Annotated in this window: 13 protein-coding genes; 4 read left to right on the forward strand and 9 right to left on the reverse strand. The window is 63.6% G+C overall.

Annotation, left to right across the window (positions count from 1 at the left end; genetic code table 11):
• Positions 1–31: 31 nt before the first annotated feature.
• The 3 genes from BG60_RS22475 to BG60_RS22485 form a co-directional block, all read right to left on the reverse strand.
• The gene (locus BG60_RS22475; RefSeq protein ID WP_008351162.1) at positions 32–1,258 is read right to left on the reverse strand and encodes a branched-chain amino acid ABC transporter substrate-binding protein; all 1,227 of its coding nucleotides are present in this window, start codon (positions 1,256–1,258) and stop codon (positions 32–34) included.
• A gap of 428 nt (positions 1,259–1,686) precedes the next feature.
• Positions 1,687–2,649, reverse strand: coding sequence for a 4-hydroxy-3-methylbut-2-enyl diphosphate reductase (gene ispH / locus BG60_RS22480; protein ID WP_008351164.1), 963 nt, complete (start codon positions 2,647–2,649; stop codon positions 1,687–1,689).
• A gap of 2 nt (positions 2,650–2,651) precedes the next feature.
• Entirely contained in the window at positions 2,652–3,107 is a 456-nt protein-coding gene (locus BG60_RS22485) for an FKBP-type peptidyl-prolyl cis-trans isomerase (protein WP_008351167.1), read from the reverse strand.
• 204 nt (positions 3,108–3,311) lie between these two features.
• On the opposite strand from BG60_RS22485, the gene radC reads away from it, so the two are divergent.
• From radC to nadB, 4 genes are all read left to right on the forward strand, one after another.
• The gene (gene radC / locus BG60_RS22490) at positions 3,312–4,061 is read left to right on the forward strand and encodes a RadC family protein (RefSeq protein WP_081851872.1); all 750 of its coding nucleotides are present in this window, start codon (positions 3,312–3,314) and stop codon (positions 4,059–4,061) included.
• 216 nt (positions 4,062–4,277) lie between these two features.
• On the forward strand, positions 4,278–4,511 hold the full coding sequence (rpmB, locus tag BG60_RS22495) for a 50S ribosomal protein L28 (RefSeq protein ID WP_008351171.1): 234 nt from the start codon (positions 4,278–4,280) through the stop codon (positions 4,509–4,511).
• Between the two features lie 11 nt (positions 4,512–4,522).
• On the forward strand, positions 4,523–4,690 hold the full coding sequence (rpmG, locus tag BG60_RS22500; RefSeq protein WP_007180630.1) for a 50S ribosomal protein L33: 168 nt from the start codon (positions 4,523–4,525) through the stop codon (positions 4,688–4,690).
• A 189-nt stretch (positions 4,691–4,879) separates the two neighbouring features.
• Positions 4,880–6,478, forward strand: coding sequence for an L-aspartate oxidase (nadB, locus tag BG60_RS22505; protein ID WP_008351184.1), 1,599 nt, complete (start codon positions 4,880–4,882; stop codon positions 6,476–6,478).
• Here the strand turns inward: nadB and nadC are convergent.
• The 6 genes from nadC to purN all read right to left on the reverse strand — a co-directional run bounded on the left by nadC (position 6,475) and on the right by purN (position 13,339).
• Positions 6,475–7,347, reverse strand: coding sequence for a carboxylating nicotinate-nucleotide diphosphorylase (nadC, locus tag BG60_RS22510; protein WP_034472956.1), 873 nt, complete (start codon positions 7,345–7,347; stop codon positions 6,475–6,477). The genes nadB and nadC overlap by 4 nt on opposite strands.
• Positions 7,347–8,474, reverse strand: coding sequence for a quinolinate synthase NadA (nadA, locus tag BG60_RS22515; protein WP_034472958.1), 1,128 nt, complete (start codon positions 8,472–8,474; stop codon positions 7,347–7,349). The genes nadC and nadA overlap by 1 nt, the downstream gene beginning before the upstream one ends.
• Before the next feature lie 115 nt (positions 8,475–8,589).
• Positions 8,590–9,786, reverse strand: a complete 1,197-nt coding sequence (locus tag BG60_RS22520; protein ID WP_008351187.1) for a DesA family fatty acid desaturase — start codon at positions 9,784–9,786, stop codon at positions 8,590–8,592.
• A 239-nt stretch (positions 9,787–10,025) separates the two neighbouring features.
• On the reverse strand, positions 10,026–11,390 hold the full coding sequence (locus BG60_RS22525; protein ID WP_034472964.1) for a mechanosensitive ion channel family protein: 1,365 nt from the start codon (positions 11,388–11,390) through the stop codon (positions 10,026–10,028).
• 3 nt (positions 11,391–11,393) lie between these two features.
• Positions 11,394–12,692, reverse strand: a complete 1,299-nt coding sequence (locus tag BG60_RS22530; protein WP_008351189.1) for an RsmB/NOP family class I SAM-dependent RNA methyltransferase — start codon at positions 12,690–12,692, stop codon at positions 11,394–11,396.
• Entirely contained in the window at positions 12,689–13,339 is a 651-nt protein-coding gene (gene purN, locus BG60_RS22535; RefSeq protein ID WP_008351190.1) for a phosphoribosylglycinamide formyltransferase, read from the reverse strand. Before purN ends, BG60_RS22530 begins: the two co-directional genes overlap by 4 nt.
• Between the last annotated feature and the right edge of the window lie 13 nt (positions 13,340–13,352).

Below are 13,352 nucleotides of genomic sequence, written 5' to 3' on the forward strand. Positions count from 1 at the left end.
CGCCGCCGGATAGCTGGCGCCGCCAGACTGCCTACTGCTTGACGACGTCGAGTACGTCCTTCTTCTTGTCCTTGAAGTCGTACAGCGTGATGGTCCCCGCCTTCAGATCGCCCTTGTCGTCGAATGCGATATGCCCCGTCAGACCGTTGTAGTCGGTCGTGGCAATCGCAGCGAGCACCTTGGGCGCTTCGATGGAGTTCGCACGCTTCATTGCATCGACGATCACGTACATCGCGTCATACGTGAACGGCGCGTAAATCTGCACCGGCGTGTGAAAGCGCGCTTCGTACTTCTTCTCGAAGTCGGCTCCCTTGTCCATCTTCGAAAGCGCGAGCCCCGCCTCCGAGCAGACGATGTTCTGCACCGCGTCGCCCGCGAGCTCGGCCACCTTGTCGGTGCAGACGCCGTCGCCCGCCAGAATCTTCGCCTTGATGCCGAGCGCCGCCGCTTCCTTGGCGAACGGGCCGCCCGTCACGTCCATGCCGCCGTACATCACGACGTCCGGCTGGATGCGCTTGATCTTCGTGAGAATCGCTTTGAAGTTGCGCGCCTTCTCGGTCGTTGCTTCGCGCGCGGCGATCTTCACGCCGCCGGCCTGCGCGCTCTTCGTGAATTCGTCGGCGAGGCCGCGGCCGTAGGCACTCGCGTCGTCGACCACGACGATCTTCTTCGCGTGCAGCGTCTTCATCGCGTAGCCGGCGAGGACCGGGCCCTGCAACGCATCGGTCGCGACGACGCGAAACGTCGTCTTGTAGCCCTGCTTCGTGTACTCGGGATTCGTCGTCGACGGCGAAATCTGCGCGATGCCCGCATCGCTGTAGATCTTCGACGCCGGAATCGACACGCCCGAATTCATGTGGCCGATCACCGCAACCACGTGGTCATCGACGAGCTTCTGCGCGGCTTCGGTGCCGACGCGCGGATCGGCTGCATCGTCCTGGGCGTCGAGCTCGAGGCGGATGGAACGCCCGTCGATGGTCAAGCCTTGCGCGCTGATCTCCTCCAGTGCGAGACGCGCGCCGTTTTCGTTGTCCTTGCCGAGGTGAGCCTGCAGGCCCGTGAGGGGCGCCACATGACCGATCTTCACGACAGTTGCTTCGCTCGCGGGCGCTGGCGCCGGCGCGGACGCAACGGGCACGGCGGCGGAACTCGCTGCCGATGCCGCTGTGCTCGCCCCGCCTTCATCCTTCTTGCCGCATGCGGTTGCCATTGCAACCGCAGCCGCGATGGACACGGCGTGAGCAAACTTGAATCGCATCAAATAGGTCTCCTGCGCCTCTAAAAACTGTCGTCGTGAACCCTTCTGGCCTCAAGACGCGCGCATTGTAACGCTAAATATGAGACGAGCAATATTCTTGCGTGGCGGGGTTTTCCAGCATTGCAACCAGCATTTTCGAGCGATTTTCCGGCTAGAGCGCAACCGGGTTGCGATCCGCATTTGTGCAGCAGTTGCACCACAACGGGAACAGGTTTAATCGATCGGTTCCGACGGTTACGTTTGCTTATCGGATTTACGGGGAAACCCTGAAGGCTTTCGGCGAAATTGCTCGTCGCGGCGCGCGCCCCATATCGGTGCTTACGCTTGGTGTCATCTCTCGCGTGAGGGTTCCGTTTCGATGGCGCCCGATGGGTTTCAAGCGCGAAAAAAAAGCGCCCGCAGGCGCTTTTTTAGAGGAAGGCCGCTAGTTACTGCGGCAGCGACAGTCCGCGCGGCAGCGGAAACGAGATCGTCTCTTCGATGCCTTCGAGCGAGCGCACGTTGCGCACGCCGAGTTCACGCAGACGCGCGATCACGGCCTGAGCCAGCACTTCCGGCGCCGATGCGCCCGCCGTCACGCCGATGCGCTTCTTGCCTTCGACCCACCGCGGATCGATCTGCGTCGGCGAATCGACCATATAAGAAGGGATGCCGCGCTTCTCAGCGACTTCACGCAGACGGCTCGAATTCGAGCTGTTCGGGCTGCCGACGACGATCACGACGTCGCACTGCGGCGCGAGAAATTTCACCGCGTCCTGGCGATTTTGCGTCGCGTAGCAGATGTCCTGCTTCTTCGGCTCCTTGATCTCGGGATACTTGCTCTTGAGCGCGTCGATGATCGCGGAGGCATCGTCGACCGAAAGCGTCGTCTGCGTCACGTACGCGATGCGCTGCGGATCGGGCAGATCGAGCTTCAGCACGTCGTCGATATCCTCGACGAGATGCATGCCCTCGCCCGACTGGCCCATCGTGCCTTCGACTTCCGGATGACCCTTGTGGCCGATCATCACGATGTCGAAGCCTTCCTGACGCATCTTCGCGACTTCGATATGCACCTTGGTCACGAGCGGGCACGTTGCGTCGAACACGCGCAGGCCGCGCGCCTCCGCTTCGCTGCGCACCGCTTTCGAGACGCCGTGCGCGCTGAAGATCAGTGTTGCGCCTTCGGGCACGTCGGAAAGCTCTTCGATGAAAATCGCGCCCTTCTTGCGCAGATCGGCGACGACATATGCGTTATGCACGATCTCGTGGCGCACGTAGATGGGCGCGCCGAACAATTTGATCGCGCGCTCGACGATCTCGATCGCGCGATCGACGCCCGCGCAAAACCCGCGCGGCTGCGCGAGCAGGATTTCGACGTCGGTCTGAACTTCGTTGAGGCTTTCAATCATGGTTACAGAATCCCGATGATTTTCACTTCGAAGACGAGCGCCTGGCCCGCGAGCGGGTGATTGAAATCGAACAGTGCCGCCGTTTCGCCGACTTCCTTCAGCACGCCGGCGTAGCGTCCGCCGTTCGGCGCGTTGAATTCGACGAGATCGCCGGGAGAAAAATCCTCGCCGATCATGCTGTTTTCGCGCAGCGTCGCGAGCGACACCCACTGGACCAGTTCCGGATTGCGCGGCCCGAACGCCTGATCCGGCGTTAGCTGAAAGGTCGAATGGTGGCCGACCTTCAGTCCCAGCAAAATCTCTTCCAACGGTTCGGCGAGTTGCCCTGCGCCTAGCAGAAGCGTCGCGGGCTTGTCGGCGAACGTATTGACGATGTCAGCACCATCGGCAAGCGCGAGCCGGTAATGAAGCGTGACGTGCGAACCGGGTTTCACCTCGGAGATATCGATGATGCTCATGAGTATTGGATGTGGCCGTTCGTTTGAAGGCAGGGCGCAGGCCCCGCATGGGGCGGCTCTTCGGCGCGTGGCAGCGAACCGCACGGCGCCCGTGCGAACCGGACGCCAAAACCGCTATTGTAAGACAGAGTTGTGGCAGCACGCGTCACGCGGCTCAGTCCCGTGTGCGCTTGCCCGCACGACACGCGGTCGGGGAGCACCGCGATGAGCGCCGATCTGCGGCTCGTGCCGCCGCTCGTCGCACCCGACGGCGACAGTTTGTCCGCGATCGCGCCTCTCCTGCCGATCCGCAAGTGGGCGCGCGCGGACCGGCCGCGCGAACGCCTGCTCGATATAGGCCCGGCGTCGCTGTCGGACGCGGAACTGTTCGCCTTGTTCCTGCGCACCGGCCTTCCGGGGGCCACGGCCGTCGATGTGGCGCGTCAGCTTCTGCTGCGTTTCGGGTCGCTGCGCGGCGTGCTGGACGCGTCGGCGGCGGAATTGCGCGAACTGCGCGGCATCGGGCCGGCGCGGGCGGCGACGCTCATCGCCGTATCGGAATTGTGCCGGCGCGCGCTCGCCGAGAAGGCGCGCGATCGCGAACTGCTGAACGCGCCGGGCGCGGTGGAAGACTATCTGCGGCTCTTGATCGGCACGCGGCCCTACGAGGTGTTCATCTCTCTGTATCTGGATGCGCGCCATCAGTTGCTGCATGTCGAGGAGTCGGCGCGCGGCTCGCTGACGCGCGTGGCCGTGTATCCGCGTGAGATCGTGCGGCGCGCGCTCACGCTGAACGCGGCGGGGCTCATCGTCGCGCATAATCATCCGTCGGGCGGCGTCGAGCCGAGCGCGAACGACCGGCGGCTCACCAAGACGCTGCAGGACGCGCTGACGCTCATCGACGTGCGGCTGCTCGATCACATCGTCGTGGCGGCGAACGAGGTCTTCTCGTTCGCGCGGCATGGCTGGCTGTGACGGCATAAAACGTTTGATATTGCAGCGTTTTTCCTGTTAGAATCCTCGTTTGCTTTTCTCAACCCGCCTGTTCTGAACGAATGCGGCCCTCATTGGCATAACCGTGCTGCCAAGTCCCCGATCGGCAAATTGGGCGATAAGAGGCATCGAAGCTGAAAGCGAGTGCTTTCGATTCGAGCGTTCGTCTCGGACTCAACGTGTATTAGGAGTGTCACCATGGCACGCGTATGCCAAGTAACTGGGAAAGGCCCGATGTCGGGCAACAACGTTTCCCACGCAAACAACAAGACCAAGCGTCGCTTCCTGCCGAACCTGCAGAATCGCCGTTTCTTCGTTGAAAGTGAAAATCGCTGGGTGCGTCTGCGCGTTTCGAACGCCGGCCTGCGCCTGATCGACAAGAACGGTATTGACGCCGTGCTCGCAGACCTGCGCGCACGCGGTGAAATCTAAGGAGCACGCACATGGCCAAGGGCGCACGCGACAAGATCAAGCTGGAATCGACCGCAGGCACGGGTCACTTCTACACGACGACCAAGAACAAGCGCAACATGCCGGAAAAGATGCTGATCAAGAAATTTGATCCGGTCGTCCGCAAGCACGTTGAGTACAAGGAAACCAAGATCAAGTAAGCCGCTTGATTTTTGAGTAGCCTGCACGAAGACAGCAGAAAGCCCCGCACCTCGCGGGGCTTTTTGTTTTCCGGCGCCGCTTTAACACGCTTTGCACACGATCGTGCGGGGGTTTTCGCTGTCACGGAATGTTCATGCGCGTTATGCTTGCCGGCTATCGACGAAGAACACGGACGGAGAACCGGCAGCATGAATTTCGATGTGGCGATCGTAGGAAGCGGCCTCGCGGGTCTGAGCGTCGCGCTCAATCTGGCCGAGACGCGGCGCGTCGCGATTCTCGCGAAGCGCGCGGCGAGCGTCGGCGCGAGCGATTGGGCGCAAGGCGGCATCGCGGCGGTGCTGGACTCCGCCGACAGCGTCGACAATCACGTCGACGATACGCTCGTCGCGGGCGGCGGACTGTGCGACGAAGCCGCGACGCGCTTCATCGTCGAAAACGGGCGCGCCGCGATCGAATGGCTCATCGACGAAGGCGTGCCCTTCACGCGCGATGTCTCCGCCGAACTCGGCTTCCATCTGACGCGCGAAGGCGGTCACAGTCATCGCCGCATCATCCACGCCGCCGACGCGACCGGCCACGCGGTGGTCACGACGCTTTCCGAACGCGTGCGCAACCATCCGAACATCACCGTCCTCGAAGATCACTACGCGATCGACCTGATCACGTCCGACCGTCTCGGGCTGCCCGGCCATCGCTGTCACGGCCTTTACGCGCTCGATCTGAACTCGGGCCGCACCGTGACGATCCAGGCGCCGCACACCGTTCTCGCGACAGGCGGCGCGGGCAAGGTCTATCTCTATACGACCAATCCCGACACCGCGACCGGCGACGGCATCGCAATGGCGTGGCGCGCGGGCTGCCGCGTCGCGAACATGGAGTTCATCCAGTTCCATCCGACGTGCCTCTTCCATCCGTATGCGAAGTCGTTTCTGATCTCCGAAGCGGTGCGCGGCGAAGGCGGCGTGCTGCGTCTGCCGGACGGCACGCGCTTCATGCCCGCGCACGACGAGCGCGCCGAACTCGCGCCGCGCGATATCGTCGCGCGCGCGATCGACTTCGAGATCAAGAAGCGTGGCATCGATTGCGTGTATCTCGACATCAGCCACCAGCCGCGCGCGTTTCTCGAAGAGCACTTTCCGACGATCCTCGCGCGCTGCGCCGAATTCGGCATCGATATCGCGAAGGAGCCGATTCCCGTCGTGCCCGCCGCCCATTACACCTGCGGCGGCGTCGTCACGGACCTCGCGGGGCGCACGGATCGTCCGGGGCTGTATGCGGTCGGCGAGACGTCGTACACGGGTCTGCACGGCGCGAACCGGCTCGCGAGCAATTCCCTGCTGGAATGCCTCGTGATCGGGCGCGCGGCGGCGCAGGCGATCGAAGCGGACGGCTTCTCGAATGGTTGTCACGCCCAACTGCCCGACTGGGACGAAAGCCGCGTGTCCGATCCGGACGAGGAAGTCGTCGTCGCGCACAATTGGGACGAGCTGCGCCGCCTGATGTGGAATTACGTCGGCATCGTGCGCACGGACAAGCGCCTTGCGCGCGCGCAACATCGCATCGCGCTGCTGCGCGACGAGATTCATGAGTACTACGCCAACTTCAAGGTGAGCCGCGATCTGCTGGAACTGCGCAATCTCGTCGATGTGGCGTCGCTGATCGTCGAAAGCGCGTGCTCGCGCCGCGAGAGCCGCGGCCTGCACTACAGCCGCGACTGGCCCGCGACCTTGCCGAAAGCGCTGCCGACGGTGCTGATGCCGCCGGCCGCGCGCCGCACGAGCCTTTAGAGCAGACGCATCGAGAAATCGGTCGCGCGCACGTCTTTTGTGAGCGCGCCGATGGAAATGCGATCGACGCCCGTGTCCGCGATCGCGCGCACCGTGTCGAAGTTCACGCCACCCGACACTTCGAGCAACGCGCGCCCGGCCGTGATGCGCACCGCGTCGCGCATCATGTCGAGCGTGAAGTTGTCGAGCAGGATCGATTCGGCCCGACGTGCGAGCGCCGTCTCGAGTTGCTCCAGCGTTTCGACCTCGATCTGAATCGGCACGCCCGCCTTCAGCGCGAGCGCCGCATCCATCGCCGCGCCGACGCCGCCCGCCGCTGCGATATGGTTTTCCTTGATGAGAATGCCGTCGTAGAGCGCGAGGCGCTGATTCGCGCCGCCGCCGACGCGCACCGCGTATTTCTGCGCGAGCCGCAAGCCCGGCAGCGTCTTGCGTGTGTCCAGAATCCGTGCGCGCGCGCCTTCGATCGCGTCGACATAGCGGCGCGTGGCGGTCGCGACGCCCGACAGCAATTGCAGGAAGTTGAGGCCGTTGCGCTCCGCCGTCAGAAGCGAGCGCGCCGGGCCGTGCAGCAGTACGACCGTGGAGTTGGCCGCCATGCGATCGCCTTCGCGATACTGCCATTCGACTTCGATCGTCGGATCGACGCGGCGCATGACTTCGTCGAACCAAGGCGCGCCGCACAGCACCGCTTCCTCGCGCACGATGATGCGCGCGGTGCGGCGGGCGTCGGCGGGCACGAGGCGCCCGGTGTGATCGCCCGTGCCGACGTCTTCTTCGAGCGCATCGACGACATTGCGTGCGAGCGCATCGTCGAATGCTTCGCCGTATTGCTTGCGGACTTCCTCGAAAATCGCCGGATACGTCATCACGCGGCTCCCACGTTCGAAAACAGCGTTCCGTCCTTGGCGAGATCGCCGCTCGCCTGCACGCGTTTCTTGTGACGCGCCGCGAAGTCGAGCATGCGATCGATCGGCACGCGCGCGCGCTGCCCGATGGCCGGATCGACGTGAATCTCGTTGTGGCCGCGTTCGAGCACGTCGGCGAGATTGGCGAGACCGTTCATCGCCATCCACGGACAGTGCGCGCAGCTCTTGCAGGTCGCGCTGTTCCCGGCGGTCGGCGCTTCGATGAAAATCTTGCCGGGCGCGGCGAGCCGCATCTTGTGCAGGATGCCGAGGTCCGTCGCGACGATGAAGCGCTTCGCGTCCAGCTTCACCGCGGCGTCGATGAGTTGCGTGGTCGAGCCGACGACATCCGCGAGCGCGACGACGCCTTCCGGCGATTCCGGGTGCACGAGGATTTTCGCGTCGGGATATTCATTGCGCAGCAGGTCGAGCTCGATACCCTTGAACTCGTCGTGGACGAGACATGAACCTTGCCACAGCAGCATGTCCGCGCCGGTCTTCTTCTGGATGTAGCTGCCGAGGTGACGATCCGGCGCCCACAGGATTTTTTCGCCGCGCGCGTGTAGATCGGCGACGATTTCAAGCCCGATCGACGATGTGACCATCCAGTCCGCGCGCGCCTTCACGGCCGCGCTCGTGTTCGCGTACACGACGACCGTGCGGTCCGGATGCGCGTCGCAGAATGCTGAGAATTCGTCGGCCGGGCAGCCGAGGTCGAGCGAGCAGGTCGCGTCGAGGTCGGGCATCAGCACGCGTTTGTCCGGACTCAGAATCTTGGCCGTCTCGCCCATGAAACGCACGCCCGCGACGACCAGCGTTTTCGCAGCATGATCGCGGCCGAAACGCGCCATTTCGAGCGAGTCGGCAACGCAGCCGCCAGTTTCGTCGGCGAGTTCCTGGAGCTCAGCGTCGACATAATAGTGCGCGACGAGCACGGCTTCTTCGCGCTTGAGCAACGCGCGAATGCGCTCCTTCAACTCGCGCTTCCGTTCGGCCGACGGTGCGTCCGGCACGCGCGCCCACGCTTCGCCCACTCCACACGTCAGGCCTTGCGGCCGGTCGTACTCGACGCTCCTGATCGCTTCCATGTCCCTGTCCCCTGCTCCGTGCCAACAACGTAACGCAAGAATCGGCTGCACAAAAACAAAGACCCCGCCAGAGCGGGGTCTTGTGACGTCCTCAAATTTTAACGGATATCGCGCGTCAGGCGTAGCGGCGCAGACGCAACGCGAAGTCCTGCAGCGCCTTGATGCCGCTTTCTTCCGCGCGATGGCACCAGTCCTGCAATTGCGTGACGAGTTGCTCGCGCGATGCGTTGGAGCGATCCCACATCGCCGACAGATCCTTGCGCAGCTCGATGAACGTGCGCAGCTTCTGATTATCCGAAGTCAGCTCCGGCAGTTGCTTCAACTGCGGCTCGTTCAGGCCGTCTTCTTCCTTGTGGAACCACTTGCGCGCACCGCGCATCAACTGATACTTCTCGCGCGCGCCGGCCTCCTTCAGCTTCGCCAGTTCCTGCGCGTAGGCGTGCTTGAGCGCCTTGCCGTAGCGCGCCATCACTTCGTAGCGGTTGGCGAGCACGGCCTGCAGCGTGTCCTGATCGACGACGGCCTTGCTGGCGGCGAGCTTCGGCGTCGGCGCGACCTTCTTGACCTTCGCGAGGCCGACCATCGACATCATGCGGATGTACAGCCAGCCGATGTCGAACTCGTACCACTTGCTCGACAGCTTCGCGGACGTCGCGAACGTGTGATGGTTGTTATGCAGTTCTTCGCCGCCGATCAGAATGCCGAGCGGGAAGATGTTCGTCGATGCATCCGACGAATTGAAGTTGCGGTAGCCCCACCAGTGCGCGAGACCGTTGACGACGCCCGCCGCCCAGAACGGGATCCAGATCATCTGCACGGCCCAGACCGACAGACCGACGATGCCGAACAGCGCCACGTCGATGACCATCATGATGCTGATGCCCAGGATCGGATAACGCGTGTAGACGTTGCGTTCCATCCAGTCGTTCGGCGTGCCGTGACTGAACTTGCGCATGGTTTCTTCGTTTTTCGCTTCCGCGCGATAAAGCTCCGCGCCTTCGAGCAGCACCTTCCAGATGCCGCGCGTCTGCGGGCTGTGCGGATCTTCTTCGGTTTCGCACTTCGCGTGGTGCTTGCGGTGGATCGCCGCCCACTGGCCGGTCAACATGCCGGTGGTCATCCACAGCCAGAAACGGAAGAAGTGGCTCGCGACCGGATGCAGATCCAGCGCGCGATGCGCCTGGCAACGGTGCAGGTAAATCGTGACGCCGGCGATCGTGACGTGAGTCATCGCAAGCGTGAACAGCAGAATCTGCCACCAGGAGAAGTCCAGCAATCCGTTGGCGAGAAATTCAAGGGAAGAATTCAGCAAGGCAGTTACCTGTGTAGCTGTGAAATTCGGGAAAAATGGCCGGTCGAACAGACTTCGAACAACGCGTTGGGCACATGAAAGGAACGTGCGCAAGTTCGATCGCATTCTACTGCATGCGTTCCAAGTCTTTGTCCTAAAGGTGAAATTTTTTGAATCGTACCAAAACGAGGAAAAACTCACGCCCCGAATTGGTGTTGATTCCGACGCCAGATCGAACGATTGGTTCTGACGATCAGCGATCAGGCGGCAGGCGCAGCGCTTTCACCGCCGCTTCCGGCATAAAGTACCGATTCGCCGCCCGGGCGGGGCACGCCGTCGATAATCCTTATCTCGCGCTGAGCGTACGGGATTTCAATGCCATGCTCGCAGAATAACCGCCAAACCGCCCGATTCACGTGCGACTTTACGCCGCCTGTACCTTTGGCGGCCTCTTCGATCCAGAAGCTCAGTTCGAGGTTGATTCCGTCCGCGCCGAAGCTCGCGAGCAGCGCCGCGGGCGCCGGGTCCTGCAACACGCGCTCGACGCCCTGCGTTGCTTCGACGAGCAACTGCATCGCGCGTTCGACGTCGCAGCGATAGCTCACCTGCACCGCGATCTTCGCGTTGCCGCGCGTGAGAAACGACGAATGGTTCTGCACCACGTCGGTGATGAGCTTTTCGTTCGGAATCAGCGTTTCGATGCCGTCGAGGCCGCGCACCACCGTGTATCGGGTGCGAATCTGCGTGACCGTGCCCTGATTTCCGCTGACATTGATCATGTCACCGAGCCGCAAGGAGCGGTCCAGCAGAATGATGAAGCCCGATACGTAATTGCTCGCGATCTTCTGCAAGCCGAAGCCCAGCCCGACGCCGAGCGCGCCGCCGAACACGCCGAGCACCGTGATGTCGATGCCGACGATCGACAAGCTCACCAGAATGGCGGCGAGGATCATCAGCGCGCGGCCGACGCGCGCGAGCACCACTTTGAGATTCGCGTCGAGCGAGCGGGCGCGCATCAGGCGGTCGTCGAGCAGCGCGCCCGCCCACATCGCGACGATCAGCGTCACGCACACCCACAGCACGCCCGAGGCGAGCGAGAGCAGCGTCATGTGCGCGTTCGCGAAGTTGAAGCGCACGCTCGCCATCCAGTGGACGACGTCGTCCTGAATGCCCATGACGGTGAGCACCATCGTCACCCAGACGATCACGGTGACGAGTTTCTCGAAGAGATACAGCAGCGCGTTCGCCTCGTGCTCCGTCTGGCCGCGGCTGAACACGCGCCGCGCGACGTAGAGCATCGTGTAGATGACGGTGATGCCGCACAGCGGCACGAGCGCGAGCCGCAACAGCGACGTATGGATGAACGGCGCGAGCACGACCTGCGCGATCGACACGAAAACCGTGCCGAGAAACGGAAACAGCGCCTTGTTGAGACTTTCCGCGCCGAAGCGCACGGCTTCGAAACGCGACTGGCGGCGCGCATCGAGCTTCTTGCGAAGCAGACGCGCGCACCACCATGCCACTACGAGCAGGCCGACGAGCGCGGCCACCTGCCAGATCACTTCCGGCTCGCCGAAATCGCGGAAGAGCCGCGCGGAGAGTTCGTTCAGGAAGTGGTTCTGCATTGCTTACGCGGTTTCTTCGGCCGCTTTGGGCGCTTTTGCGGCGTCCGGCACGCGCTCCAGCACCGCCGCGAAGAAGCCGTCGGTGCCGTGCTTGTGCGGCCACAGCGACAGGAATTCGCCCGTATCGAGATCGATGCGCTGTTCCGCCAGCACGTCGCGCGCGGGCACGACGCGGAAGTTCGGATGCGTCTCGAGAAACTGCTTCACGACGTCTTCGTTCTCCGCTTCGAGCATCGAGCAGGTCGCATAGACGAGACGGCCGCCGGTCTTCACGAGGCGCGCGGCGCTCGACAGGATCGAGAGCTGCTTGGGCGTGAGTTCCGCGACGGTCGCGGGCGACTGGCGCCACTTCAGATCCGGATTGCGACGCAGCGTGCCGAGGCCCGAGCACGGCGCATCGACGAGCACGCGGTCGATCTTGCCCGCGAGACGCTTGATCTTCGCGTCGTGCTCGCTGTCGATCAGCACCGGATTCACGTTCGACAGACCGCTGCGCGCAAGCCGCGGCTTGAGCTTCGCGAGCCGGCGATCGGACACGTCGAAGGCGTAGAGACGGCCGGTCGAGCGCATCATCGCGCCGAGGGCGAGCGTCTTGCCGCCCGCGCCCGCGCAGAAATCGACGATCATTTCGCCGCGGCGCGGAGCCATCAGCGAGCAGAGCAACTGGCTACCCTCGTCCTGCACTTCGATCCAGCCTTCCTGGAACGGCGCGAGACGCGTGAGCGCCGGCTTGCCGTCCACGCGGATGCCGAACGGCGCGAACGGCATTTCGCCGGCGTCGATGCCCGCTTCGGTCAGCGCCTTCAGCACGACCTTGCGATCCGCCTTGATCGGATTCGAGCGCAGATCGAGCGGCGCGGGATAGTTCAGCGCGGCAGCGAGCTGCGCGAGTTCCTCCGGCTCGAAGCGCTTGCCCATCGCGTCGTAGATCCACTGCGGCAGGTTGGTCCGCACGCGCACCGGCAAGCTCGCCGGATCGATCTTCGAGACTTGCGAGAGCCATTGATACTCATCGGCCGAGACGAACGGCTTCAGCGCGGAGAGCCCGGCCGTCTGCATCAGCCCGAGCAGCGCCAGACGGCGCGCCTGGTTGCCGCTGCCGCTTTCCGCGAGATGCGAAAACTCCATCTTCCGGCGCAGCACCGCGAAAACCGCCTCGGCGATCACGCCGCGCTCGCCGTGCCCGAGCTTCGGATGCGCGCGGAAAAAGCGGCTCGTCGCGGCATCGGCGGGGCCGGAAAAGCGGAGCACGTCCGCAAGCAGCGTTTCGGTTTGTCCGATCAGAAATCCATGCAGCCTCATACGCCCTCCCCGGCAATGTCGGCAAAGAGCCATTGCGGCTCAGACGGCGTGAGCGCGACGCGCTCCCCTTCGATAGAAAGACGCCCTTCGATAAACCAGCGCACCGCGCGCGGATAGATGTCGTGCTCGACCTTGAGCACGCGCGCGGCGAGCGCGGCGGCATCGTCGCCGGCGACGACCGGCACCGCGCCTTGCGCGACGATCGGCCCGTGATCGAGCGTCGGCGTCACGAAATGCACGCTTGCGCCGTGCACGCGCACGCCGGCGTCGAGCGCCTGCTGATGCGTACGCAAGCCCGGAAAACACGGCAGCAGCGACGGATGAATGTTGAGCATGCGCCCGGCATATTTCCCGACGAAGGCGTCGGTCAGCACGCGCATGAAGCCGGCCAATACGACGAGATCGGGCTCGAAGCGATCGATTTCGCGCGCGAGCGCGGCATCGAACGATTCGCGACCGTCGAACTGACGATGATCCACCACCTTCGTTTCGATGCCGTTCGCGGCCGCGAAGCCTAGCCCGGCGGCATCGGGCCGGTTGGAAATGACCGCGCAGACGCGAGCCGGCCAGCCTTCGCGCGCGCAAGCACGCACGACGGCCTCCATGTTGCTCCCGCGTCCGGAGATCAGAATGACGATTTTTTTCATCCGCGGATTTTAT

The sequence above is a fragment of the Caballeronia zhejiangensis genome (assembly GCF_000698575.1).
GTDB lineage: Bacteria > Pseudomonadota > Gammaproteobacteria > Burkholderiales > Burkholderiaceae > Caballeronia > Caballeronia zhejiangensis.